Source organism: Henriciella mobilis (genome assembly GCF_003576285.1).
GTDB lineage: Bacteria > Pseudomonadota > Alphaproteobacteria > Caulobacterales > Hyphomonadaceae > Henriciella > Henriciella mobilis.
On sequence record NZ_QWFX01000013.1, the window covers coordinates 497,175 to 521,748 of the forward strand.

General features: G+C 60.5%; 19 protein-coding genes. 7 read left to right on the forward strand and 12 right to left on the reverse strand.

Annotated features, from left to right (window positions below):
• Positions 1 to 2: 2 nt before the first annotated feature.
• The 6 genes from gspE to D1223_RS12920 form a co-directional block, all read right to left on the reverse strand.
• On the reverse strand, positions 3 to 1,493 hold the full coding sequence (gene gspE / locus D1223_RS12895; protein WP_119376825.1) for a type II secretion system ATPase GspE: 1,491 nt from the start codon (positions 1,491 to 1,493) through the stop codon (positions 3 to 5).
• 38 nt (positions 1,494 to 1,531) lie between these two features.
• Positions 1,532 to 3,472 (reverse strand): type II secretion system secretin GspD, encoded by a 1,941-nt coding sequence (gene gspD / locus D1223_RS12900; protein WP_119376826.1) that lies wholly within the window; start codon positions 3,470 to 3,472, stop codon positions 1,532 to 1,534.
• A gap of 8 nt (positions 3,473 to 3,480) precedes the next feature.
• Positions 3,481 to 4,332, reverse strand: a complete 852-nt coding sequence (locus D1223_RS12905; RefSeq protein ID WP_158588475.1) for a type II secretion system protein N — start codon at positions 4,330 to 4,332, stop codon at positions 3,481 to 3,483.
• Between the two features lie 114 nt (positions 4,333 to 4,446).
• Entirely contained in the window at positions 4,447 to 7,119 is a 2,673-nt protein-coding gene (locus tag D1223_RS12910; RefSeq protein ID WP_119376828.1) for a TonB-dependent receptor domain-containing protein, read from the reverse strand.
• A 108-nt stretch (positions 7,120 to 7,227) separates the two neighbouring features.
• Positions 7,228 to 10,143, reverse strand: coding sequence for a beta strand repeat-containing protein (locus D1223_RS12915; RefSeq protein WP_119376829.1), 2,916 nt, complete (start codon positions 10,141 to 10,143; stop codon positions 7,228 to 7,230).
• Between the two features lie 403 nt (positions 10,144 to 10,546).
• On the reverse strand, positions 10,547 to 11,440 hold the full coding sequence (locus D1223_RS12920) for a TolB family protein (protein ID WP_119376830.1): 894 nt from the start codon (positions 11,438 to 11,440) through the stop codon (positions 10,547 to 10,549).
• Between the two features lie 185 nt (positions 11,441 to 11,625).
• Between D1223_RS12920 and D1223_RS12925 the strand changes: the two genes are divergently transcribed.
• Positions 11,626 to 12,651 (forward strand): SUMF1/EgtB/PvdO family nonheme iron enzyme, encoded by a 1,026-nt coding sequence (locus D1223_RS12925; protein ID WP_119376831.1) that lies wholly within the window; start codon positions 11,626 to 11,628, stop codon positions 12,649 to 12,651.
• 77 nt (positions 12,652 to 12,728) lie between these two features.
• Here D1223_RS12925 and D1223_RS12930 read toward each other — a convergent pair whose 3' ends face one another.
• Positions 12,729 to 15,065 (reverse strand): TonB-dependent receptor, encoded by a 2,337-nt coding sequence (locus tag D1223_RS12930; RefSeq protein ID WP_119376832.1) that lies wholly within the window; start codon positions 15,063 to 15,065, stop codon positions 12,729 to 12,731.
• A 551-nt stretch (positions 15,066 to 15,616) separates the two neighbouring features.
• On the opposite strand from D1223_RS12930, the gene D1223_RS12935 reads away from it, so the two are divergent.
• The 3 genes from D1223_RS12935 (at position 15,617) to D1223_RS12945 (ending at position 19,826) form a co-directional block, all read left to right on the forward strand.
• Positions 15,617 to 17,098, forward strand: coding sequence for a hypothetical protein (locus tag D1223_RS12935; protein ID WP_147372810.1), 1,482 nt, complete (start codon positions 15,617 to 15,619; stop codon positions 17,096 to 17,098).
• On the forward strand, positions 17,086 to 17,520 hold the full coding sequence (locus D1223_RS12940; protein WP_233353158.1) for a DCC1-like thiol-disulfide oxidoreductase family protein: 435 nt from the start codon (positions 17,086 to 17,088) through the stop codon (positions 17,518 to 17,520). Before D1223_RS12935 ends, D1223_RS12940 begins: the two co-directional genes overlap by 13 nt.
• 305 nt (positions 17,521 to 17,825) lie before the next feature.
• On the forward strand, positions 17,826 to 19,826 hold the full coding sequence (locus tag D1223_RS12945; protein ID WP_119376834.1) for an acyltransferase family protein: 2,001 nt from the start codon (positions 17,826 to 17,828) through the stop codon (positions 19,824 to 19,826).
• A 13-nt stretch (positions 19,827 to 19,839) separates the two neighbouring features.
• Here the strand turns inward: D1223_RS12945 and D1223_RS12950 are convergent, their stop codons facing one another.
• On the reverse strand, positions 19,840 to 20,604 hold the full coding sequence (locus tag D1223_RS12950) for a YdcF family protein (RefSeq protein ID WP_119376835.1): 765 nt from the start codon (positions 20,602 to 20,604) through the stop codon (positions 19,840 to 19,842).
• 63 nt (positions 20,605 to 20,667) lie between these two features.
• Complete coding sequence (locus tag D1223_RS12955) at positions 20,668 to 21,192, reverse strand: CC0125/CC1285 family lipoprotein (RefSeq protein ID WP_119376836.1); 525 nt, start codon at positions 21,190 to 21,192, stop codon at positions 20,668 to 20,670.
• Between D1223_RS12955 and D1223_RS18850 the strand changes: the two genes are divergently transcribed.
• The gene (locus D1223_RS18850; protein WP_158588476.1) at positions 21,191 to 21,340 is read left to right on the forward strand and encodes a hypothetical protein; all 150 of its coding nucleotides are present in this window, start codon (positions 21,191 to 21,193) and stop codon (positions 21,338 to 21,340) included. The genes D1223_RS12955 and D1223_RS18850 overlap by 2 nt on opposite strands.
• 71 nt (positions 21,341 to 21,411) lie before the next feature.
• Positions 21,412 to 22,236 carry an SDH family Clp fold serine proteinase gene (locus tag D1223_RS12960; protein ID WP_119376837.1) on the forward strand — a complete coding sequence of 275 codons (825 nt, stop codon included), beginning with the start codon at positions 21,412 to 21,414 and terminating at the stop codon, positions 22,234 to 22,236.
• 26 nt (positions 22,237 to 22,262) lie between these two features.
• On the opposite strand, the gene D1223_RS12965 is transcribed toward D1223_RS12960, so the two are convergent.
• Together D1223_RS12965 and D1223_RS12970 are read right to left on the reverse strand one after the other, a co-directional pair.
• The gene (locus D1223_RS12965) at positions 22,263 to 22,694 is read right to left on the reverse strand and encodes a DUF3775 domain-containing protein (RefSeq protein ID WP_158588477.1); all 432 of its coding nucleotides are present in this window, start codon (positions 22,692 to 22,694) and stop codon (positions 22,263 to 22,265) included.
• 22 nt (positions 22,695 to 22,716) lie between these two features.
• A complete protein-coding gene (locus tag D1223_RS12970; RefSeq protein ID WP_158588478.1) occupies positions 22,717 to 23,160 on the reverse strand; it encodes a DUF2267 domain-containing protein in 444 nt (147 codons plus the stop codon).
• Positions 23,161 to 23,331: 171 nt separating this feature from the next.
• Between D1223_RS12970 and D1223_RS12975 the strand changes: the two genes are divergently transcribed.
• Positions 23,332 to 23,853 carry a CC0125/CC1285 family lipoprotein gene (locus tag D1223_RS12975; protein WP_119376840.1) on the forward strand — a complete coding sequence of 174 codons (522 nt, stop codon included), beginning with the start codon at positions 23,332 to 23,334 and terminating at the stop codon, positions 23,851 to 23,853.
• 16 nt (positions 23,854 to 23,869) lie between these two features.
• Here the strand turns inward: D1223_RS12975 and D1223_RS12980 are convergent, their stop codons facing one another.
• On the reverse strand, positions 23,870 to 24,316 hold the full coding sequence (locus D1223_RS12980; protein ID WP_119376841.1) for a baeRF12 domain-containing protein: 447 nt from the start codon (positions 24,314 to 24,316) through the stop codon (positions 23,870 to 23,872).
• Positions 24,317 to 24,574 lie beyond the last annotated feature (258 nt).

Sequence of the window (24,574 nt, forward strand, 5' to 3'; positions counted from 1 at the left end):
CTCTAGTCCTCATCCTTGCGGCAGACGCGCAGGACTTCCTCGACGCTGGTCTGGCCGGAGACGACGTATCGGCGGGCATTGCGGAACAGTGTGTCGTTGTCCCTGAAGGCGCGCGCTTCCAGTTCATCGTCGGAGACATCGTCCCGGATCAGCTGGCGCACCTCCTGGTCGACGAGGAGCAGTTCGTAGACGCCAAGCCGGCCTTCATAGCCGGTCTGCGCGCAGGACATGCAGCCGCGCGGGCGGTAGAAATCGTAGTGCTGGTCAGCCGGCAGGCCGAACATCTGCTTTTCGTCCCCGCTTGCCTCATGCGGCTCCTTGCAGTGATCGCAAAGCTTTCGAACCAGGCGCTGGGCGAGCACGGCGCGCATCGTGGCGGCGAGCACATAGGGCTCGATACCCATGTCGCGCAGGCGCTGAATGGCGCCCGCGGCGCTGTTGGTGTGAACGGTCGAGAGGACCGGGCGCCCGGTCGAGGCGAATTCGAACGCGACCTTGGCGGTCTCAAGGTCGCGGATCTCGCCGACCATGACGACATCGGGGTCATGGCGCAGGATCGCACGTAGCGTGGCGGCAAAGGTCAGACCGACCTTGTGGTGCATCTGGGTCTGGCTGATCCCCTCCAGGCCATACTCGATCGGGTCTTCCAGCGTCATGACATTGCGCTGGCCATTGTTCAGCACCGACAGCGCCGAATAAAGCGTTGTCGTCTTGCCGGACCCGGTCGGCCCGGTGACGAGGGTAATCCCGTTCGGTTGTGCGAGCACAGAACGGAAGCGAGCCAGCGTGTCCTCATCCATGCCGAGCTCATCAAGGCCGAGCAGTGCATTGCGGGTATCCAGCAGGCGCATCGTGACCCGCTCGCCATAGCGCGAAGGCAGTGTCGAAACCCGTACATCGATGGAGCGCCCGCCGATGGACAGTGATATGCGGCCATCCTGCGGCACACGCTTCTCGGCAATATCCAGGCGCGCCATGACCTTGACCCGACTGGTCAAAGGCGCCGCCAGCCGCCGCGACGGCGTCAGCACTTCCTGCAGAACGCCATCGATCCGGTAACGAACGGACAGATTGTCCTCATGCGGCTCGATATGGATGTCCGAGGCGCGGCGCTTCACAGCCTCGTAAATGAGACCGTTGATCAGGCGGACAACCGGGGCATCATCATCCCCATCAAGAAGGTCAGCCGTCTGCGGGATCTCATCAATGAGCGACATGAGGTCGCCAGCGCCATCCATGGCGGCTTCGGTCTCACCACCGTCAATCGCCGCACGCGCATAGTGTTCGGACAGGGCGCGCTCGAAGCGCGTGGCGTCAAGATGCTGGAACCGCAAAGGCCGGCCGATGGCGCGGCGCGCTTCAAGGATAGCGATCGGGTCGGCGCCTGCCCGCACACCCAGCGCGACAGCACCATCCTCCTGCGACAGGACCACCAGTCCCTTGTCGCGGGCAAAGGCATAGGTCAGCAGCGGTCTGGTCTCGGCCTCACTCATGATTACATCTTACGCCGAAGGCACGTCAGCCTACCAGCTTACTCCTCATCCAGCACGGGCGCACCCAGGACTTCGCCGAGAAACTCGTCGATCGAAACATCGACATCCTCTCCGCGCATGATCTCCTGTGCGCGAATGTAATTGTAGCTGCGCGCCGTTACGCGCGACGCATCCTCACGATCCCGGACGATTGTCGGCTTGATAAATACCATCAGATTTGTCCGTGTGCCGCCCTTTCCTTCCGATTTGAACAGATTACCGGCTACAGGGATGTCACCAAGGATCGGCACCTTCGAATTCTGCGTCGATTCCGTCTGCTCGATCAGGCCGCCCAGCACGATGATTTCACCGTCGTCGGCCAGGACGCTGGTCGAGATGTTCCGCGTGCTCAGAATAAGGTCCGGCGACGTATTGCCCACCGCGCCGAAGACGCTCGACACTTCCTGGAAGATATCCAGCCGGATCGTATTATCGGACGAAATGCGCGGGGTCACTTCCAGTTTGACGCCGACTTCCTCGCGCTGCACGGTTCGGAACGGATTGGTATTGGCCGAGCCCAGCACTTCGCCGGACGTCAGCGGGACATTCTGGCCAACGAGCAGCGATGACGTGCCATTGTCCAGTGTCATGTTGAATGGCTTGGAAAGAACGCGGGAATTCGTGTCCTGCTCCACGGCAGTAATGACGGCGCCGAACAGCGTATCGCCGCTCTGACCGCCCACACCGAGCAGCGCGCCGTTAACGCCGAGCAGCGAACTCAGCGCCGCATCCGTGAACGGACTACCGTTCGAACCGCCCGGCAGGTCTCCGTCCGTGATCAGAGCGCCCGCAAGTGCCAGCAGGTTCGGCGCAGACCGCGAGAAGTTCGTCGTCGCAAACGGCGTGGTTGAATCGCCGGTGCCGGACAGCAGAAACTGCACACCAAGTTCGCGCGCCGTATCGTCGGACATCTCCACGATGATGGCCTCGACAAGGACCTGGGCCCGGCGCTTGTCCAGGGCTTCGACGACACGCTCCATCGACATCAGCGTATCAGGCGTCGCGCTGATGATGAGCGAGTTCGTTTCCGGATGGTGCGCAATCGTCGCCCGCGGTGTGCCTGTGTCCGCCGGTCCCTGCTGGTCGGCCATTGTCGCAGCCAGTTTCTCCAGGATGGGGACGATCTCCTCCGCCTTGGAATTGTTGAGCTGGATGACCCGCAGATTATCCCGCGTCGGCTCGGCACGATCGAGTTCGGAGGCAACACTCAGGGCACGCTCGACAAGCGCACCATCGCCGCGGATGACAACCGAATTGCTGGTTGGGGACGACGTCACTTCAAAATTGTCCACCGGGTTTCCGTTTCGCGTACCCAGCAGGTCGGTCAGCAGCTGCGCCATCTCGCGCGATGGCACGCTCTTCAATGCCAGTGTGCGCACATCGGTACGGTCATCCTGATCGAGCGTCTGGATGACGTCGCGGATACGCGGCATGTTCGAGGCATAGTCGACAACAACGAGCGAATTGGAGCGCGCATTCGCGACAACCTGCCCCTGCGCATCCACCAGTGGCTTTACCATCTGCGCAGCTTCGACCGCCCCGAACGTCTCAAGGCTGAAGACCTGCGTGATGAAGGTGTTCGGCCCGGCATTCGCGACTCCCGCTTCGCCCACGGCCAGCTGTTCAGGCACAACGCGATAAACGCCCTTGCCGGCCGGGATCGCTGCAAAGCCGTGAACGCGAAGAGTCGACAGGAAGACCTGGAAGACCTCGTCGGTCGTCATAGGCGCCTGTGAAAGCACCGTCACACGGGTGCGCGCGACATCCGGGTGCAGGATGAAGGTGTAGCCCGTGATGATCGAGACATCGTCGATGAGCGACGTGATCTCAACATTGTCGAGGCTGAGTACATGGCGCGCCGATTGAGGCGACTGCATTTCTGCCTGGGCGGCCTGTCCGGCCAGCGCAAGCGCCGAGAGCGCGATCACGATTTTCTTCATGAGCTGTATCACTCCTCCTCGAAGCGAATATCAATCGACCGGGACGTACCTGCACGAACCAGACCGACTCTGGCGACACCGCCGCTGGCGAGTTCGTCCGCGAGACTGGCGACATCAATCCTCGCCACCCCGTTTCCATTGACGCTGACCAGGCGGTCGCCGGGCGCCAGACCAGCTGCGCCCATCAGACGACTGTTTCCCTGAGGCCCGACGACGAAGGCGCGAACCTCGCCATTCTCGACCTCAGGCGTAATTTCGAGACCTGCCAGCAGCGTGCGCGCAGACACGCCTGGGGCGAACACTGGAGGGCTTGCCGCTTCGACAATGCCGCCTTCCGTGCGAAGGTCGTCGCGGTCCTCAATCACGCTAAGGCCCGCATCGCGGCCGCTGCGCATGATCGTCTCATCGCGGCCATCGCGCGAAATGATTGCCCGGTCGGCCAGGACACGTTCCAGCACCACGCCCGGCAGGACTTCATCACCGGGCTCATAACGGGTCGTTTTGTTGTCCGGGGTTGTAATTGTGGCAGACGAGATCCCGTCCTCCCCGCTCGACATGAACAGGGCGACCAGCTTCAGATTAAGGTCGGTTTCCGGCGCGTCCTCGATCGCAGGCGCCGCGCTTTCGCTGGCGGAAAACGGGTTGTCCTTCATGAGAAGGCTGAGATCGGCGCGCACGGCCTGCCCGCTGACTTGCGAGACCGGCGTTGGCAGGGCGCGCGGCGTCAGCGTCGATACGGCATCTGTGGGCGCAATCAGCAGCCAGGCGATCCGGGCTACCAACCAGGCAAGCAGAACCAGCAGCACCAGCATTGCGCCGGTCCTGGCGGTTTCGACGAGCCTTGGGTCCATCACCCTCATCTTTATCCTCATGCCCTCTGACGGGACAGAATGAACGAGGGCGGGTCACCCCGCCCTCAACGCTACATACTAGGCCAGAACAGGCGATCCCGCGACCGCCCGCTACAGGCCATCCTAAAAGCGGCGCTTCAGGCCGAACGAGATGGATGTGCCAATGTCATAGACATCCACGTCCACCCGGTCGCCGCCGCGTACCTGGTAGGCTTCGTACTCGTCGCCAAGCAGGTTCTGTACCTTGAAGCTGAACTCATAATCGCCCCCGGCCAGTTCGAAGGCCTGGTTGAGCACGAAATCGAGCGAAATCGGCGGCTCTTCAAGGATGGCGGGGATATTCAGTGCAAGCGCTTCACCCGAACGGATCCGCTCGCTCGCATAGTTTACGAGAAGGTTGGCCTCCGTCCCCTTCATCTCGTCCGTGTAGACAAGCTGAAGATTGAACAGGTGCTCCGATTGGCCCTGCAGGCGGCGCCCCCCTTCGATGAGGCCGGCAGCCGGCAGCAGGAACGGTTCCGGATTGAGCGGCGTCTGGTTCGTAACGACACACTCGTCAGCATACTGAGCACAGAACTGCGCTGTCGTGAGGCCGAGATCTGACGGGCTACGTCCGGCCGTCACTTCGGAGTCGGACCAGGTATAGTTTGCCTTCACCGTCAGGTCCCGATCGCGGAAGAAGTCGAGGCCGAGCACATCGAACAGCGGCAGGATCTGCTCATACTCCACCTCGAGACCATACAATTCGGCGCTCGGCACGTTGATGAAGGTCGTCTTCGGCGTATCGCCGGTGCGCTGGTTGATCTCCTCGATCGGGCGCTCCATGTCCTTGTAGAACAGGCCGAACGTGATGAACTGGTCGCGGCCGAAATAGTACTCGGCCCGCACGTCATAGTTCTTGATCGACGCATTGATCAGGAACGGGTTGCCGAGGAAATTCACGTCCGTCTCGGTGTTGAGGAATTCCGTCGGCGCCAGCTCGCGGAATTGTGGGCGGGTCACGGTTTCGGAATAGCCACCACGCACCTGAAGGTCATCGAACGGGTTCCAGGTGATCGTCGCCGCCGGCAGGATATCGTACTCATAGTCGCAGCTGCCATCCGGCTCACGGTCGACGCAAGCTTCGACATAATTGAGGGCCGGATCTGCGCCGATCGACATGGTGTCGACCGCCTCGATCGCCCGCTCATACCGCGCACCGATCGCACCGCGCAGGAATGGCGTGATCTGGGTGTCGAAGCCGGCATAGAGCGCGTCGACTTCGAGCGTGGCGATATATTTTTCCGGGAAGGTGGCGCCGCCAATCGAACTTGCGCCGAGCTGGTCGGTCGCAAACAGGTTGGCGAACAGATAGTCGATCCGTGTGCTGGAGACCGGGACGCCTTCGATCGCGAAGATACGCGAGGTCGCAGACCGGTCATTCTCGACATAGGCGTAACCGGCTTTCAGGTCCGTTTCGCAGAAGAGATAGCAGTCACTGCCCCGTTCGAGCGGCAGCTCGAGGTCGATGCCGAGATCGGTGGAATCATCATCGATCCGGCTGAAGGTGAAGGTCGTATCGGCTGAGTTCGCGAGCGTCTGCAGGCCATTACCGGAGTCCTGGTAGAGGATCGAGAACTGGTAGGGTGCATCCCGAAGGGCTTCTGAATAGGACGCTCGCCACTCGACCTTCAGGTCCATCAGCGACGGGAAGAAGTGCTCGCCAGAAATCTGGGTCGTCCACAGCTGGCGCTCGAACCATTCAATATTGTCATCGCGCTCGAAGTTGTCGTCAAAGTCGATGCCCTGGACGGTCCGTGCTCTCTTGTCGCTGGAGCGGGCGATCAGCGCCGTGCCGCGGATTTCGTGATTGTCGAACAGGTCGAAACCCACCGTTGCAAAGCCATTCAGGCCGACGGAGTTCTCGGTCGAGTAGAGCTCGTTCTCGAACCGGGCGGACAGGCCATCGCCATTATTGTCGGCAAAACCGCGCGTGCCCTCTTTCGTGGTCCAGTCATTGGAATAGGACACAGCCCCCAGCAGGCCCATCGAAATGTCCTGATTGATGTCATAGCGCTGGCCGCCCGTCGCACTGAGGCCGATATTAGCCGGCACGATGCCTTCCTGGATGATCAGGAGGCCGGAATTGTTGGTCAGTGAACGCGCGAAGTTGGCGTCCACACCCGTCTCCGGAATGTCCGGCATGGTGCGGGTATTGTCGGAGAAGCCGAGGAAATCGAGATCGCCACCGTCATAGAGCAGGCCATCCTGGAAGGTCGTCTGCGTATTGCCGCTGACGGAGGCTGACATTTCGAAGAAGGCTTCGTCAGGCACGGTCTTGGTACGGATGTCGACCAGACCGCCGCCGAATTCGCCCGGAAGGTTGGGCGAGAAGGTCTTCTGCACGAGGATGCTGCGCAGGACAGAGGTCGGGAAGAGATCGAGCGGGGCGACCCGGCGCAGCGGCTCGGGGCTCGGCAGTGGCGATCCGTTCAGCGTCGCGCTGGAATAGCGCTCATTGAGGCCGCGGACATAGACGAAACGATTGTCGGCGGTCGAGATACCCGCCACGCGCGCAAGAGCCGCAGCGGCATCGGTGTCGCCGGAGACCTGGAAGTCGCTCGCGTCGATGAGGCTTGAGACCTCAGAGGTCGAGCGCTTTTCGTCCGGAATGAACTGGCCGCGAACAACGACGCTCTGCTGGCGCAGTTCTTCCTGCGACTCTTCGGTTTCCTGGCTAACGGCCAGGCTGGACATGCAGACAAGTGAAGCACCTGTCAGCAGCGCCAGACGGAAGTAGGTGGAAGGTTTCAACATAGGTTCCCCCTGGGAGGAGAGGAGTTTCCTCCTCTGTGAGATATCCGAGAATGCGATGAGGCAGAGCGACCGTTTCCGGACCGCTCTGCCCCGGTTATTCAACAGGTTTTAGTTGCTCGTAGCATTGCCTGAGAGGTCGACCGTCCAGCCGAGGAACCAGTCGTCATTCGCGTCTTCGACGGCGCCGACATAGGTTGTCGGAACCAGGTTGCCGATACCGGTCACGTCGTAGACCGGAACACCAGCCTCGGCTGTGCCCGGAACAACCCCGGTCGCACCACTGACGAAGCTGAAGCCCGACAGCGACTTCGTGCCGGTGACGATGTTGTCGCCCGCCACAAAGGCCGGAACACCGAGGCTCGCATCCGCCGGATTGTCGCCATCGGTGGCGAAGTTGGCGCTGTTGTCGAGGAAGAGCGAAGCGATCACGAGGTCACCATTGGTGAAGTTCGTGAAGGTCTGCGCGCTGTCGACGTCGAGACCGGTGGACCAGTCAGCAACAATGCTGTTCGCCAGCGTGCCCTGCGTGCCGCGGCGCAGCAGGACGCCCTGCTGGGTTGCCGGATCGCCGGAGTTGATGAGCGTGATGTTCGACAGGTCAGGCGCCGAGAACGGCGTCTTGTCGTTGGCACCATCGCGGTTATCGGCCTCGATGCCGCGGGGGTCGCCAGACATGCCGCCATCGGTTCCAGCGACGCCCGGATAGGCGATCGCATATTGCAGCGAGCCCTGCCAGCCATCCGTCCAGTCGATCGAGTCGTCGCCGACGCCGGTTACGACAATGTTGCTGGCCGAGACCGTGCCGCCGAACCACTCGATGCCATCGTCCAGGTTGTTGGCAACCTGCACATAGCTGACATCCGTGCCCGAACCGACGCCTTGGAAGGCGATGCCGTTAAGCTCGTCCTCATTGGTAAGGCGGACGCCGGCATACTGGACGCGGGTGTAGCGAAGACGGCCGCTATTGTCGTCAGCGGTCGCACCGCCGAAGAGGCCAGAGGCGCCCTCGCCCGACTTTTCACAGCCGACCGTGCCGCCCGTGGCGGACGCGTCGATACAGGCATTGATCGGCGCACGGCCATTGATGACCAGGCCGCCCCAGACGCCTTTCAGGCTGTCGGTTGCGGTGACCGAACCATCGACGACACCCTTCGCCGTGAAGACGACTGGCGCGCTTGCCGTGCCGTTTGCAACGAGTTGCGAGCCGCGAGCAACGATCAGGTAATCGTCATTGCCTTCGGCAACCACGGTGACACCCGGATCGATGGTCAGCGTGACGGAGTTGCCACCGGCCAGCGGCGATGCCGGGTCGGGACCAAGGTCCGCGCCGACGACGACCGTACCGTTCAGCGCGTAGATCAGCTCATCGCCATTGGCGAGCGTCATGTCGCTGGTCAGCGCACCGCCCGGGATCTGGCAGAGACGCTTGCCGTCCAGCGTACCGTTCTCGGTCGTGCCGACCGGGCAGTCAGCTGGCGGGAAGAGCGTTCCCGGCAGTGCGAAGTTCGCCCAGTTGTTGGCTTCGGTTTCGGTGTCGCTGAACGCGCCGATGAAGCTCGTTGCGACGAGGTTTCCGATACCAGCGGTCGCGAAGACCGGTACACCCAGCTCCTCGACGCCCGGGAAGTAGCGATCCGAAAGCGAGTTGTTGCCGCCGACGATATTGTTGGCAGCAGCATAGGTCGCCAGCGTCTGGACACCTGCCGTGGCCGGATCGAAATCCGTGGTGTCGTCTGTGTCGGATGCGAGCGTTGCGTCCGCGTCGATGAACAGCGAGCCAACCACGAGGTCGCCATTGGCGAGGTTCTCGTAGGTGAAGCTGTTGTCGATATCGAGACCCGGCGTGTAGCCACCGGCCACGATGCCGTTGACGACATTGCCGCGGGTGCCGCGGCGCAGCAGGATGCCCTGCTGGTTGCCGGCCGAACCGATCAGCGTGAAGTTCGAGAGGTTCGGGCTCGAGATCGGCGTCTTGGAGTTATCGCCGTCGCGGTTATCAGCTTCGATGCCGCGCGGATCGCCAGAGGACGGAACCGTCGAATTGACGACAGCGTATTGCAGCGAGCCCTGCCAGCCGTCGGTCCAGTCAAGCGAATCGTCGCCCGCGCCAGTGATGACGACGTATTGCGCACTGACCGTGCCGCCGAACCATTCGATACCGTCGTCGAGGTTGTTGTGGACCTGGACGTGGCTGACAGACGTCCCGGAACCGACACCCTGGAAGGCGATGCCGTTGAGTTCGTCTTCATTTGTCAGGCGTGCGCCTGCATACTCGACGATCAGATAGTCGATGGAACCGGAAGAATCGGTCGGATCGTCGCCGCCGAAGAGGCCGGAGGCGCCTTCGCCGGATTTTTCACAACCGGCCGAGCCGCCAGCGGCCGTCGCGTCGATACAGGCGTTGATCGGCGCGAAGCCGTTGATGATCAGACCGCCCCACTGGGCGTTCGTGCCGGCCTCGATGATTGAGGAGCTGGTGTTCTCGTCGTTGATGGCTGCGCGCGCCGTCATCCGGACCGGGTTGGTCTCGGTGCCGTTAACGACAAGCTGCGACCCGCGGCTGATGACGACATAGTCATCAGAGCCGTCACCGGTCCCGGCAGCGGCCGCGCCATAAAGAACGGCGCCTTCTTCGAGGGTCAGCGTGGCGGATGTGCCACCATCTTCACCGATAAACACCGCGCCGCGTACGGCAACCGTGGTGTTCGCGGGGATGGTCAGGTCGCTGGTGATCGTCGTCGTCGTCGCACCGGCATCACCGATTGCGCAGACGTCGATGCTGGAGAAGCCTTCCGACGCGATCGCAGCGAAAGTGGTCTCGCTCGTGCCGGTCGGGCAGCCCGCAGTTGGCACCAGGTCAATGGTGGACGCGGCAGGCGGCGGGGGCGGCGGAGGCGGCGGTGGAGGGGAAGTCGGCGGCGCTGCTGCGCCGGGGGAGGAAATGTCCGTATCAGAACAACCGGCGATTGCGAGAACCGCGGCGCTGGCAAGGAAAATGAGACGTAGGCTTTTAGCCGTTTTCATGGGAGCCCCCTTAGGCTTTTCGATCCATCTGACGAGCGGCATCATCGGGGATGTGCCGAACTCGGCAGGGCTATTGCACAGCTCATTAACACTATTGCGACATCATAAAACATTCACAAAACTATTCGATGTCAGTTTTGTTTAGCTTTTACGACGAGCGCGTGACACACGCAGTATTGGCGGCAGTATAACAACGCACGTTACTTCGAGCGTTTTCGCCACAGGAAGACATGCAGTCGCGATATGCGTATACTGACAGTCTCACTTCCGGCAACTCCAAATAACTATTTTTTTGCACGTTTTCCGGGCACTAAGAGGCATGCTGCGGAAATACCACACGCTCAATCAATTGCAGCGGTTGCGAAGAATGTAACCTGATCGGCCTTCAGGAGCCGCGGCCTGCTCAGCTGTCCGGCTCCAGCGTGCCCACACCTTCAAGCGCCGAGTCGAGGGCGACTTCCATAAGCACGCCGTCTCGGGAGAAGAACAGGATTTGTCCGTCACCAGACATTCCAGGGCCGAAGTCGATTCCAGGCGTATTGACGGGTGCCCCGAGATTCTCGGGTTTGCCCCACTGGCCATCTTCGCCGCGTGCGATCGTCCAGATATCGACGACGCCGAGTTTGGGATTGCGATGGCTGTAGAAGAAGAGCCGGTTGCCATTCGGAGTGACAGCAAGATGGGCTTCCGCCTTGGCACTGTTGATCCCATCCGGCATGGCGGTGACCTGCCACTCACCCGTTTCGGCGTCGAGGGCCGCTTCGAAGATGTCGTGCCCCCCAATGCTGTCATAGCCATTCGAGGTGAAATAGAGCCGTCCGGCCCGGTCCATGGCCGGGTTCAATTCGTCGGCGCCGGTATTGATCGACGCCGGCAGGTGCTCGGGTGTGCCCCACCCCTCTTCTGTCAGCGCCACCCGCCAGATATTCGCGTCGCGCTGGCCCCGTTCGAGAATGTCGACATCCGACGCGTAGTAAAGCATCCCGTCGGCAAAGCTGAAGGATGGGTTGGTGAGCTTGTTGCGGCGCGGGAAATCGAGTTCCTGCGGCTCGCTCCAGCTGCCATCCGGCTGGCGGCGAAGCTCGTACAGATTTGTGAGGTCGTTCTGCTCGCGCGCAAAGACACGCACCGACCCATCTGGCGATTCCGTCAGCCCGTAGGCGCGGGTAAAGGGCGTCGGAGGCGCCTGGCCGGGAAAGACTTCAACCGGAGTATGTGGCAGAGTCGGAGCAGACGTTTCACCCGCACTGCAGGCAGCGATGACAGCGGTTGCAAACAGGCAAAGCGCGCGTTTCATGAAAGCCTCCAGCGGTTTGTGACGAAACGCGCGCCGTCATAGCCCCGGCGTGTGACGCTTTTTCTACAGCCGCTGCATACACCGCGCGCATTGCCTGCCATGGCCTTAGGCCGCACAGTAAAACCGGAAGCCCCGCAGAACGAACACACAGACACCCGTTCACGTCAAATGAGGACGAGCCGGCCATGAGCGAACAGCCAAGAAGTGACCGGAAACATCGCCCGAAAGGCTCAGTGCTGGGCGCGCTTTGTCTCGCCTGTGTCTGGTTCGGCGGGGCCGCACTCGCCGCGCCTGTTTGCCACCCTGGACGCACACCTGTGCAGATAGAGCCGGGTGAATTTGTGATGGGGAGCAATCAGACCTATCGCGAAGAGGGCCCTGCCCGGACGGTGCGGGTATCGGGTTTCTGGATCGACCCGACCGAGGTCACGGTCGGCCAGTTTCGCGCCTTCGTCGAAGCGACCGGCTATGTAACACTCGCAGAACAGGCGCTTGATCCGGCCGACTACCCAAGCATTGATCTTGAAGCCAATCCGGAGCTGGCAGACCTATTCAAACCCGGCGGTGCGGTGTTTACGCCCGACGTCGCCAGCATCTCACGCGGCCTCAGCTGGTGGACATATGTACCGGGCGCTACCTGGCGGTATCCACAGGGGCCTGACGCGCCCGCAGCGAACGATGAGGCGCCCGTCACCCAGATCGCATTCGACGACGCAGCCGCCTATGCGGCATGGAAAGGTGGCCGGCTGCCCACTGAAGCGGAGTGGGAGTATGCCGCGCTCGGTGGCAAGGCGCAGGCTACCTTCGAGGCCCAACCCGCCCCCAAGAATGCGAACACCTGGCAAGGTATCTTTCCAATCGCCAATACGTCTGGTGACGGCTTTGAGGGCGTCGCCCCCGTGGGTTGTTTCCAGCCAAACGGCAACGGGCTTTACGACATGCTCGGCAATGTATGGGAATGGACAGCCGACTGGTATGCGCCTGTCCATGACACGGGGACCGAGAATCCGAAGGGCATTCCACGCAACCGCAGCTTCGACCCCGCCAATCCAGGTGTGCCGTCGAGGGTGCTGAAGGGTGGCAGTTTTCTGTGCGCAGACAATTACTGCCATCGTTATCGTCCGGCCGCGCGTCACCCACAGGAAACAGGCCTCGGCACCAACCATATCGGGTTCCGGCTCGTCTATGACGAGGCACCGGCGGACGACTAGAGAGCGCCGCCAGATAAAAAAGGCCCCTCCCGGCCATCTATCCGGGAGGGGCTTTTTCCCGCGCAGGATATGAGCGCCTAGAAGTCCTTGGTGAAGACAAGGCTGAAGGTGCGCGGCCGGGCGTAGATGCCCTCCGAATAGCCGGTCGCCGTGGACGCGGACGTCGTTCCCGACAGAAGGTACAATTCATCGGTGAGATTGTCCCCGCGCAGACTGATGCGCCAGTCATTCATGACATCTGCCAGCGTGAGCGAACCCGTCAGCAGGGTCACGGAGTCCTCGCCAATATCATTGCCGGCATCGAAGAAGATCGAGTCCCGGTAGCTCACATCAAGACGCGGCGTCAGTTCGAAGCGCGATCCGATGTCGAACACGTATGATGCGCCGATATGAAATTCGGTCTCTGGCGCCCGCGGAAGACGGTCGCCCGCCTGTGTTGTCGCAGTTGGCGTCTGTGCACCGAGGTCGGGCACCGTGCGAACCGTGTCCATCTCAGCATCCAGGTAGCCGATGCTGGCGTCGACGATCAGCGCATCCGTCGGCGCATAATAGAGTTCGAGTTCCGCGCCATTGATGGTCGCCTCCCCCGCATTGAACAGGAGCGGCGCCGGACCAACGCGGTAAGTCAGCTGGATATCGTCATAGGCATTCGAGAAGATGGCACCGTTCAGCCTGACCGACGGCGCCGGGTTTGACTTGAAACCGACCTCGAAGGACTGCGCGGTTTCCTCATCGAAGGCCAGCGGGCTGCCATCGGTATTCAGCAGCGCATTGTAACGCTGGTTGAACCCGCCCGACTTGAAACCCTGCGAGAACGATGCGTAGGCCATCAGGCCCTCGTTGAAACGATAAGCAACGTTGGCCGAGCCGGTGACCGAGCTGAAATCCTCGGTGAAAGGCGTGCGGGCCACGAACAGGCATCCAGCAACAGGCGCGCCGACAACCGGGCAAAGGTCCGTCGGGATCGACGGTTCTGGCGTACCAACGCCAGCAACATTGAACCAGGCGCCCTGAATGCCCTTTTCTTCTTCGGTGTAGCGAAGACCGCCGGTGACGCTCAGCGCCTCGGTAAGGTCATACGTCCACTCCGTGAACAGGGCCACGGCTTCCGTGGTCAGTTCGACGCGGTTGGTATCGTAGGATGTCCCCGGTGTGCCCAGCTGGACAATGACACGGTCCTTGCTGGTTTCATCGAAATAGTAGGCGCCGACCACACCATTCAGGCGGTCTCCGGTATATTGCGCCTGAAGCTCCTGCGAGAACTGGTCGCTTTCCGACGAATAGTTCGTGTACAAAATGAGCAGCGGGGTATTGTCGGCATCACGGGCCCCAGCCCATTCGAGCTTCCGTCCCGAAGAAATCGACTTCAGCGTCCACTGTTCATTGACGTCCCAGGTAACGACCGCAGACAGTCCACTATTCTCAAGCGTCGAGAATATGCGCCCTGTGCCGCCATTCACGAACGGACCCCTGTCCTGAAAGTCATTCGCGCAGCGCGGGTCGTCGACGTTCGGGACCGGCGTCGGCGGAGGGAAAGACGATCCGGGACATCCGGCAAACGCGCTGGCAATCATCGGGAAGGCCGCGGTTTCATTGATGTCGAGGAAGACAAAGGGCGAGCCGTTTTCGTCCTCCTTGGCGTAGTCGCCGCGCACGAGGACGTTCAGGGACGAAGTCGGATCCCATTCGAGCGACACCTGACCTGTCCAGCTGTTCTCATCGCCAAGATCGGCGCCATCCACAGCCCGCGTGACATAGCCGTCGCGCGACCGCGCGCCCAGCGACGCCCTTACGCCTACCGTATCCAGATCGAGAAGATCTACCGCGGCAAACCCCTCGAAGAGATTATCCTCACCGACACCAACGCGGATCGTGTTGCCGGCTCCTGGACGGTTTGTGGTCAACAAGACAGCGCCGCCGATCGTGTTGCGGCCAAATAGTGTGCCCTGCGGCCCGCGAAGGACCTGCGTTGTGGCGATATCGCGAAAATCCATCGCGCCGCCAACCGACCGCCCCATGTAGACTTCGTCGATATAGACACCGACCCCGGGATCGACCCCGGGCGTCGCATCGGTCTGGCCGATACCACGGATGAAGACCTGCGCTGCCGAATTGTTGCCCGTCAGCGTTCCGTAAGTGGCAAATTGAAGGTTCGGCACGATCTGTGTCAGGTCAGTCGTGGCCGAAATGCCCTGGCGTTCAAGGTCTTCTGCATCGGCCACACTGACCGATACAGGAACATCCTGAAGGCTCTCGCTGCGCCGGCGGGCCGTCACCTGGACAGATTTCAGGGTGCGTTGTTCGGACGCCTCCGCCTCGCCGCCTTCATCCTGGGCGAAGGCGTGGCCGGCGAGCGCAGAACTGAGGACGGTTGCGCCCAGCAAGGTGCGCGCAAGTGATTTTCCAATAAACATGAATTCCTCCCTTTTGTTTATCGAGGAGGCCCGACTGGCTGGAACTGAATTACAACCATGCTCACGAACCAAAAGGCGCGCAGCCAGCGTTGTTCGCCATCCCGCCAGTCATTCCTCCACGCTCAACTGCCGGGCCATTCTCTCGTAGCCGGCCAGCCTGAACGCTATGGAGTATAGCTTTTTAATCGCTATGCACAATAGCTTTCTGAGGGAGGTGTTCTCCCATCCGAATTTGATCGATCAGTGACGCAAATTGGCCACATGCCGGGCGTGGCAAGAGTCTCTGGATTCGTGTTCCTTTCGGGAAAATGCACCGGATCCCCTTTATCCCAGTATTCGCACGGCCGCATCCACCTGATGATTTTCCAGAATGCCAATTCTCAGTCCAAAATGCCCGGTCATCGCGGAAATTATACTGCGCAAGACCGGCATCACGTCCTTCGATATTCACCTTCACCGAGTATTGACATGGTTTACAATAATCCAGAGACTGAGGCGGAGCGTGCGCCTTGCGCGTTCGGGGACAATCATCGCTAACGTTGGGGGACATCGTGAGCGGACAAGCAACTATCCCGAGTGACCGGGCGCGATCAGCTGTGCCCGACTCCCTGACAATATTCTCGTATGCCTGGGCGGCGCAGAGCCTGGTGCAACTGGTCTTTTTCAAGGACTGGGCAAGCCAGGGAAACATCCTCGGCTACATTTTCGCGGCCCTGTCCATTGCTGTCTTCGTCTTTCCGGGACGGCTCTTCCTGTTCGTGCCGATGGTGATCGCCAGCGTCACCTATTTCGTGTCGCAGTGGCCATTTGTGGTTAACCACGTGTTCGTCGATACCTTTGTGTCGCTGACCATGCTTGTCGCTTTTGGCTTGATGGCATTGCGATACATGACGTCACCGTCGCAATTCAGCCGGCAGACGGCAGAGGCCTGGTTCGTGAAGTTTGCCCCCGTCTGCGGGGCGATCTTTGCCTTCATGTATTTCTCGATCATCATCTCGAAACTGAACGCAGGCTTCTTCGATCTCGATGTCAGCTGCCTGTCAGGCATGATCGAGGAAGCGCAGGCTAACCGGCCTCTGATTTCCGGGCCTTTATCCCTGTTCAGCGTGGAGTTCTTCTTCTGGTTCTTCATCGTCGCCGAAGCCGCCCTGCCCGTCATGCTCGCCTTCCGGCGCACGCGGCTGGCCGCCTTCTATTTCGGCGTGCCATTCCACATCCTGCTGGGCCTGATGGGGCACTGGCCGTTCTCGTCATTCATGATCTCGCTCTATGTCCTGGTCGCCATGCCCGCGCTGAAAGGCGTTGCGCAGGAACTGGTGGCGCGTCTGGAAGAGATGAGGCAACGCGTCGTGCCGGCCATACCGGGCACATTGCTGTTTGCCGCAGCGAACGGCCTGCTTCTGGCCAGCGTCGTGGTACTGAAACCGAGCTGGATTTGGCTGCTCTGGACCAGCGCCCTGTCAGCGGTCCTGATGGTCGCCGTCATGCGCGAGCACTTTCACCATGGCCTCTTTTCCGGCACGGGCGCAACGCCGATGTGGACGACGAGGCCGGGCATACTCTGGGTCTTCTTTGTCCTGGCGATTGCCAATTCCGCCTCGCCCTATATCGGCTTCAAGACTGAATCCAATGTCGCGATGTACAGCAACATGCGGACCGAAGGCGGGGTGAACAACCACCTCTTCATGCCAAAGGTGGCACTTTTCGACTTTCAGGACGACCTAGTCGAAATCGTCGATTCGAACTCACCGGACATACTCGATCTCAAGACCCATCCGGCGCGCTATGGCTTTGTGGGTGAGGAATTCGAAGTCTACATCCCATACTTCGAGTTCCGCCGCGCGGTGAGCAGCCTTGAAGGCCCAAATGACCTTCAGATCACCTATCGGCGCAATGGCGAGTTGCGTGAGTTCAGGCGCGGTGCAGACGACAATGTGGATGCGGACCTTGATGTCCGCCCGCCGGTCGTCTTGGCCAAGCTCGCCTATTTCCGTCCCGTATTCAAAGGCGAGGTGTCCTATTGCCTGCACTGAACGATAACAGCGCGGACGGCAAACCGGGCCTTCCCCCAAAGCTCGATAACTGGCTGCTCTACGACGGTGAATGCCCGTTCTGCAGCCGGTATGTCCAGCTCCTGCGGATCCGTGAGACGGCCGGCCCGCTCCGGCTGATCGATGCGCGGAATGGAGGACCGGAGCTGAAGGAGGCATTGGCCGAAGGCCTCGACCTTGATGAGGGCATGGTGCTGAAAGTGTCAGACCGGCTTTACCATGGTGACGACTGCGTCCACATGCTCGCCCTTCTCAGCGCGCCAAAGGGTCTGTTCAGCCGGTTCAATAGCTGGGTCTTCAAGTCCCGGATGCGGTCTGCCCTGATCTATCCGGTCCTGCGCACGGGCCGGAACATCACGCTTCGCCTGCTGGGGCGCAGAAAACTCCAGGCAAGGAACGGATAGATTGACGGTCTCACCAAGGGGCCGGCGAACCAGATGACAATGGCATTCTCACCGATGGGAAACGGAATACAAATATGATGTGAGCGCAGTGCTTGGGTGGGGACAATCAACAGAAAACGTGCAGGCGGCCTCAGGGCGCCCGTGCTGATTGTTATTGATCCACAAGGGGACAGCAATGTGGAACGCAAGACCTTCAATCACAGGCGGCGCCGCGGCCAGAGCCGGCATCGCGCGGAATTCGGCCGCTATAAGGCCCCGGCCGGCGTGCCCTGGCGTCTGCTCCGGTGGGATTCCCGGCTAGAACCATGAAATATAGAGCGGAAATCGACGGACTTCGCGCCATCGCCGTGATCCCGGTCGTGTTTTACCATGCCGGGTTCGACGTGCTGAAAGGCGGCTTTGTCGGCGTCGACATCTTCTTTGTCATCAGCGGATACCTGATCACCACCATCATAAAGACCGAACTTGATGAGGATCGTTTCAGCCTTGTCCAGTTCTACGAACGGCGCGCCAGGCGAATCCTGCCTGCGCTCTTTCTCGTTATCCTGGTTGCCCTGCCGCTCGCCTGGATATGGCTGCCGCACCGCGCCATGGAAGAGTTTCTACAGAGCATCTTCTCGGTCTCGCTCTTCTCATCCAACATCTTCTTCTGGCAGGAGAGCGGCTATTTCGACACCGCGACGGAGCTTAAGCCCCTCCTGCACACATGGACGCTCGCCATTGAAGAGCAGTACTACATCCTCTTCCCGCTCTTCCTGATGTTCATGAAGCCCTTCGGCACGCGCAAGACGATTATCGTTCTCGTTGTCGCGCTGGTGATGAGCCTCGGCCTGGCCCAGTGGGGCTCATCGGCAAAGCCGGTCGCAACCTTCTACCTGCTGCCCACCCGTGCCTGGGAGCTGGCCATCGGCTCTCTCGTGGCGTTCCAGCTCATGTATTCCAGCTGGACGCCGTCCCGCATGGTCAGCCAGGGCGCGAGCCTTGCAGGCTTTGCGCTGATTGTATTCTCGGTGTTCGCCTATAGCGCCGACACGCCATATCCGAGCCTCTATACCGTCGCGCCAACCCTCGGCACCGCGCTGGTGATCCTGTTCGCCAGGCCAGGCACATGGGTCAAGGCACTGCTGAGCCTGAAGGTTCTGGTAGGGATCGGCCTGATTTCCTACAGCGCGTATCTGTGGCATCAGCCTCTGCTCGTCTTCGCGCGCTATCAGTTCGCCATTGAGGGGCCATCCATGTTCGTGATGGCCTCGCTCGCCATCCTGACTTTCATTCTCGCCTATCTCAGCTGGAAATATGTCGAGACACCTTTCCGCAACCGAGCGCTCTATTCGCGCGGCCAGGTTTTCGGGGCGTCGGCGGCAGGCATAGCGGCCTGCATGTCCCTTGGCATTGTCGGCATGGCCACAAATGGCAAGTTGCTGCAACCCGATGCCACGACCTATCATGTGGAGCTGCTGGACTATAATCCTGACAACCGGACCTTGCAGGAGGCGACCTGGGACCCCCTGCGGGACCTAAGCGGCGACCCGCACTATCGCGTCGACAACAATCCATTTGACAGGACGCTCTGGTTCGATCTCGATGATGAGCGGCCAAGGCTTCTGCTTGTTGGCAACTCCTTCTCGAAAGATCTCTACAATGTCCTGTCGTTCAGCGAGGTCAGCAAGGTGTTCCAACTGGCCCGATATGGCGTTCAGACCGGCCATATCGACGAGACCTTCTTCGGGTCACCTAATTATGTAAATGCCGACGTCATCATCCTGGCATCGAAGAACAACTGGCAGGACCTGAAACATCTCGAGACAGTCCTTGAGCGCTTCGAGGCAGACGGGAAGATCGTCGCCATACTGCGCAATATCGTTTCTTTCGATGAGCACCTTGGCGGCACGCTCACCCTTGCGGATATCGCTGTCATCGAACAGACGCGCGCTGGTATCGAGGATGGCGACACCATCCGTGACGAGGCCGACGAGCGATATTATGAAGACCTTGATGCGCTCAGCCGCGAGCGGCGCTCCAAACCCTCAGTCCGCCTGCTGGACGATCTGTCGGTGCAGTTCCCACGGCTGATCCAGCTCGACAGGATGGGCTATGCGTGCGCCCTCGAACGGGCGACCTGCTACTCGATGGATGAGAAGCTGAACAAGTTCTTCTACGATTATGGCCATCATACCCTCGTGGGGGCCCGATTCTTCGGCCGGCGGATTGACAGGATCGGCTGGTTCGACCCGGTCTATGAAGCCATTTCCGACGCCCCACCCCCCGACCGCGCCGGCACCTCCGGAACGCAGGACCTCAGGTGATGCAGGGACAGTGTCAATCGTCGGGATAGAGCGCGTCCGTCCGCCCGAGCAGTCGGTAGGAAACGAGGCCGACCCACTCATCGACGACGTCATCCAGCAGTTCGAACCGTGTGGTCGGATTCATGCGGCTCACCGCCCAGGATGGTGGCAAGGCCCTGTAATCGACCGGGTACGGAATAACGTCCACGCCGGCCTGCCGGAACGTTCCGACCGAACGAGGCATGTGACGCGCCGAGGTAATGAGAAGATACTGGCCGGCCGGATCCGGCAGCATGTCGGCTGAAAACATCGCATTTTCATGCGTGTTTCGCGACTCGTCCTCAAAGATAATCGTCTCCGGATCGACGCCGACATCGGCGAGGAAAGCGCGTGTAATCCTCGCCTCATCGGGATTGCCCGTGACGATGATTGGCAGGTCCGGGCGATGGCGACGCAGGGAAGGAATGGCCGCCAGCCGCTCACCCGAGCCGGTGAGAAGGTAGACGCCGCGCAAATCCGTCAGTTCTCCCGAGCCGGTCGAACCACCGAGGACGATGGCGCCCTGGATCTCATCGATGTCATATGCGGCCGGCTCTATGCGGTCCTCGAGCGACCAGGCTAGCCAGTCTGCAAAAGGGGTGAGGGAGATAAGGGCCACAAGCCCCCCGGACGCCCAGAAGCTGTATTTGGCCAGCCGGCGGTAATCGAGGGCCAGCATGGCGAGCCCGAGCCCGACCAGACCAAGGCAAAGGTGCCAGGGCTGGATCACGAAATGTATGACCTGCGCAATCAGATACATGTTGTCCCCTGCCGGCAGACTTAGCAGACAGAGGCCAACGACGCCAACAAGCGGGCCGGTTTTCTAGCCGCTGCTGGCCTGCGAACTCAGGATCATCGGCTCGAGATTAGCCAACACTTCACGCGCATCATAAACGTTTGCGCCATCTTCCGGCTTATCGCCGCTAAATAGCTTTATATAGGCATGTGCCTCGTAGCGGCGGCTTTCACGGTCCGTGGCATCGTATGCCCAAGGATAGCCATAGGAATAGTATGGGAAGCGGTGGCGCGCATAGGGATAGTATCCGTATACTGCGGGTGTATGGCCGGCGGCGCGCCAGGTTGAGCTCGTATCGGTCGCGCGCTCGACGACCATGAAATAGTCGGCACCATTCGCCACGGTGAGCTCAGCGGCCCGATAAAGCAGGAAAGCCTCTACAGTTTCCCTCGGCGTGGCGCTGTTGCCCCGGAACGCGACCTGATAGCGATCGCTCTCGATCTGCTGGTCGCTGTAGCCATACTGTCCGTCCATTGGCCCGTAGGGTGTTGCCGTCTGGCAGGCGGCAAGCAGCGTAGCGGAAACAAGTGCGGTCAGAAGTGCAATACGCATGAAACTGGTCCTCCTCGGCCTGATTGCCGCTGGACATTGGCGCAGCTGCGAAGCGGGCGCCTTGCGCAATGTCAAATCCGGCCTGCGCCGCAATGAAAATAAGCGAGGTGACCGGAACCGAAATTTCGGCGCTTTGCTGCGCTATTGAAGGCATGGCTTCCGGGCGACAACTGAATACAGTGACGGCGATGGGCTAAACCGGAGAGAAAACGCAACGACATGACTGACCTGATATGGATCCTATTTCTCGTCTTCGCGCTCCAGCCGATCATAAGCACTCGCGTCATGGAATGGTCCCGGCGCGGGAAGTTATCGCAGATCGAACGGGCCAATGGTTCCCGGGCAATCGCGCTCATCCACCGGCAGGAAACCATGCGGCTGCTGGGATTTCCGGTCATGCGCTACATCGACATGCAGGATTCCGAAGCCGTCCTTCGGGCCATCCAGATGACGGGGAACAATGTCCCGATCGACCTGATCCTCCATACACCGGGCGGGCTGGTCCTCGCTTCGACCCAGATTGCAAGGGCGATCCGCGCACATCCCGCCAAGGTCACCGTCTACATTCCCCATATGGCCATGTCCGGTGGAACGCTGATCGCCCTGGCGGCGGACGAAATCGTCATGTCGCCGCATTCGGTGCTCGGGCCCGTCGATCCGCAGATCAACCAGTACCCGGCCGTGTCCATCCTCGACGTGGTTGCCCGAAAGCCGGTTGCCGAAATCGACGATGAAACGCTGATCCAGGCCGATGTCGCCCGCAAGGCACTCGATCAGCTGCGCAAAACGGTAGAAGCGCTTCTGTCTCCCGATGTCGATCCGGGCAAGCGATCCGCCCTGGTTGACGCGCTCAGCAGCGGGCACTGGACGCATGACTATCCGATTTCGGCTGAGGAAGCCTCCGCCCTCGGTCTCAACATCTCCCTGGATATGCCCTCATCGGTTCTCGACCTGATGACGATGTATCCCCAGCCGACGCGGATGGGCCAGAGCGTCGAATATGCCCCTGAACCAAGGACCCGTCCGCCATCCCGCCGGCGGTGATCCGGACGGCGTTCGCCACTCCGCCGCTATTGCTGGCCGTATTCCTCAGCTGGATAGCCCAACTGGTCGAGCGCCTGGCTTAGATACTCGTCCGCCAGCGGGGTCTGTTCGAGATAGGAAATGAGGTGGAGGCTTTCGGTTTCGCGCGCCTGTCGCCGGGCGGCGTCCCAACGGCCATCGAAATCGCCCCGGCCGAGCCAGATCAGTGCGAGCAGGTCACGCAACTCGTCAATATCAAGCGCTTCGATCACGCCTGTTAGCTCGGCATGAACCGGGTCGACTGGCCCTGCATTCGCATCCTCGTCGAGCTCCGCCTCGTCGTATTGGACCGGATCACTTTCGCGGTCATCATCATCAGGCTGCGGGCCGTAATCCTCGGCCGTAAACTCTCGTGCGAGTTCCGCGATCCGGTAAGCCACGGCCGGATCGATTGTCAGGTCGAAAGGTCTCTGTGTCATTGCGTCTGCTTTTCCAATCCTCTCAGAGGCCAGCCACGTACTTCTGCGGCCAGAGGCGCTTGATCGCCTCGGGCAAAGTCGCGATGACATTATCGATTTCGCCGGGATCCATTCGCTCCCACAACACAGCGAGGACGCCCCGCGTGGTTGGCCAGGGATCGAGGGGATAGCCATGCGGCAACCGGTCATCCACACGGCCCACGAAATCGTCGGCGCTTCGTTCCTTTGTCGGCGACTCCGAAAATTTCCAGCTTTCGAAGAATATACCCCGAAGCAGCATCGGCATCTGCGCGCTCAGATGCACAGCCGCAGCCGGCGGCAAACGATCGCGAAGCGCATGCAGGACCGCCCGCAGTGCCGCGTAGCCATGATGACGGTCATTCAGCTGAAGTTCCTCGGCCACACGGTCGATGAACTCATACGTCTCAGTCTGCGTTTGCGCGAAAACGGGAAGAGCCTCACTCATAGCGGTCATCCTTTCGGAGAAGACTTCTGATGGCTGAAGGTTACGGCGAGCCGGTCACCGCGCCTTGATCAAGATCAAAGCCGCATGATGGCAATCAGGCACATTCGAATGCGTTCCGCAGGCCGGGTGGGGCCGCCTATGTGTATTCCAAAGAGAGCAGGAAAAGTGTCAATGCGTCGGACCAATCTCGTACATCTGCCCAAAAGTCTTGCACTGGCAGCTTCGCTTGCGGTCGCAGCATGTCAGACAATAGAGCCAACCCCCTATCAAGCCAGAGAGTCCGGCGCCGGGTATAGCGAAACAAGCCTAGGGGAAGGCATTTACCGGATAAGCTTCGAAGGCAATGCGGTAACGTCCTACAAGACCGTTGAGGACTATCTCCTCTACAGGGCAGCCGAAGTGGCCCATGAGCATCAGGCCGATACATTCACCGTGCTCCGCAACACCGAGCCGTCGACGTTCATCGAAAGCCGTCTGCAAACCACCGTCTGTCATTATTCTCCGGCAGATTTCTCCCAGTTTGTCTTATACCCCGACGCGGAAGCGGTTGTTGACGACCCATCGCCCGCGACGCGTTTCGAGGCATATATCGACATCAAGCTGGGTCCCGCGCCAGCGGGGGCGGATGATGCGCAGGTTTTCCGTACGCAGGAGACCCTGGATTATCTCGCATCCTGCGTGGGCGGAGAATAAACGGGCGCGCCCCGTCTTAGTCGGCGGTCCAGGCTGTTATGGCCTGCTCGATATCCTTTATGGGCAATTTTGTCAGATCCTTTGGAATCTCATGTTTGAGAGCCGCTCTTACCGGATCTGTATAACAGCCCCTCATCTCGCCGAGCGTCTTTGGATCCGCCGCAATGACGAGGTTTTTCAACGTCCCGCTGGCCGCAAGGCTCGACAGCTTTTCGACCATCCTTTCGGCAAAACGGCGTTCTGCACGTTCATGCTTGTCAGGCCCCTCGGGCCCGCCGCCAGCATGGCCGCTTGCCTGAAACTGACCCGGCTTCGAACGTCCCTGCTCCCGCGCCGGCGGATTATCCAGCTCGTCATGATCGACATGGCGCAAGTCAATGATCTGCTCGTCGCCCTGATTGACGAGAAGCAATTGCCGGCCGCCGTCGGCGAGCGCAACGATTGTCTTGTTGGGCAGTTTCATGCGGTGTCCTCTTCCTGATCGGCATCACGGGTCCAGGCTCTTTTGTATCGAACCCACATCGTGCCCGAGTTGACGCCGATCAAAGCATGTTCGCGACCTGAAACGAATATTTCTGTTCGCAAAGACCGCCGGGTCCACCACAGGAATCCAGGATGTGCCGGATTCGGGCCTGTGTTCGGGTCACGGTGCGGCCGGCCGGAGACCGCAAGATACGGTTAGGTAGTTTTCCGAATTAACCAATTGGCTGCAAGTGCGCAC

Bases quoted from the DNA above. Each gene is read 5' to 3' on its own strand.
- D1223_RS12970 (WP_158588478.1), bottom strand. From the start codon at position 23,160: ATGAGTGAGGCTCTTCCCGTTTTCGCGCAAACGCAGACTGAGACGTAT.
- D1223_RS12920 (WP_119376830.1), bottom strand. From the start codon at position 11,440: ATGAAACGCGCGCTTTGCCTGTTTGCAACCGCTGTCATCGCTGCCTGC.
- gspE (WP_119376825.1), bottom strand. From the start codon at position 1,493: ATGAGTGAGGCCGAGACCAGACCGCTGCTGACCTATGCCTTTGCCCGC.
- D1223_RS12930 (WP_119376832.1), bottom strand. From the start codon at position 15,065: ATGTTTATTGGAAAATCACTTGCGCGCACCTTGCTGGGCGCAACCGTC.
- D1223_RS12945 (WP_119376834.1), top strand. From the start codon at position 17,826: ATGAAATATAGAGCGGAAATCGACGGACTTCGCGCCATCGCCGTGATC.
- D1223_RS12980 (WP_119376841.1), bottom strand. From the start codon at position 24,316: ATGAAACTGCCCAACAAGACAATCGTTGCGCTCGCCGACGGCGGCCGG.
- D1223_RS12910 (WP_119376828.1), bottom strand. From the start codon at position 7,119: ATGTTGAAACCTTCCACCTACTTCCGTCTGGCGCTGCTGACAGGTGCT.
- D1223_RS12950 (WP_119376835.1), bottom strand. From the start codon at position 20,604: ATGTATCTGATTGCGCAGGTCATACATTTCGTGATCCAGCCCTGGCAC.
- D1223_RS12925 (WP_119376831.1), top strand. From the start codon at position 11,626: ATGAGCGAACAGCCAAGAAGTGACCGGAAACATCGCCCGAAAGGCTCA.
- D1223_RS12915 (WP_119376829.1), bottom strand. From the start codon at position 10,143: ATGAAAACGGCTAAAAGCCTACGTCTCATTTTCCTTGCCAGCGCCGCG.
- D1223_RS12955 (WP_119376836.1), bottom strand. From the start codon at position 21,192: ATGCGTATTGCACTTCTGACCGCACTTGTTTCCGCTACGCTGCTTGCC.
- D1223_RS12905 (WP_158588475.1), bottom strand. From the start codon at position 4,332: ATGAGGGTGATGGACCCAAGGCTCGTCGAAACCGCCAGGACCGGCGCA.
- gspD (WP_119376826.1), bottom strand. From the start codon at position 3,472: ATGAAGAAAATCGTGATCGCGCTCTCGGCGCTTGCGCTGGCCGGACAG.
- D1223_RS12965 (WP_158588477.1), bottom strand. From the start codon at position 22,694: ATGACACAGAGACCTTTCGACCTGACAATCGATCCGGCCGTGGCTTAC.
- D1223_RS12975 (WP_119376840.1), top strand. From the start codon at position 23,332: ATGCGTCGGACCAATCTCGTACATCTGCCCAAAAGTCTTGCACTGGCA.
- D1223_RS18850 (WP_158588476.1), top strand. From the start codon at position 21,191: ATGAAACTGGTCCTCCTCGGCCTGATTGCCGCTGGACATTGGCGCAGC.
- D1223_RS12960 (WP_119376837.1), top strand. From the start codon at position 21,412: ATGACTGACCTGATATGGATCCTATTTCTCGTCTTCGCGCTCCAGCCG.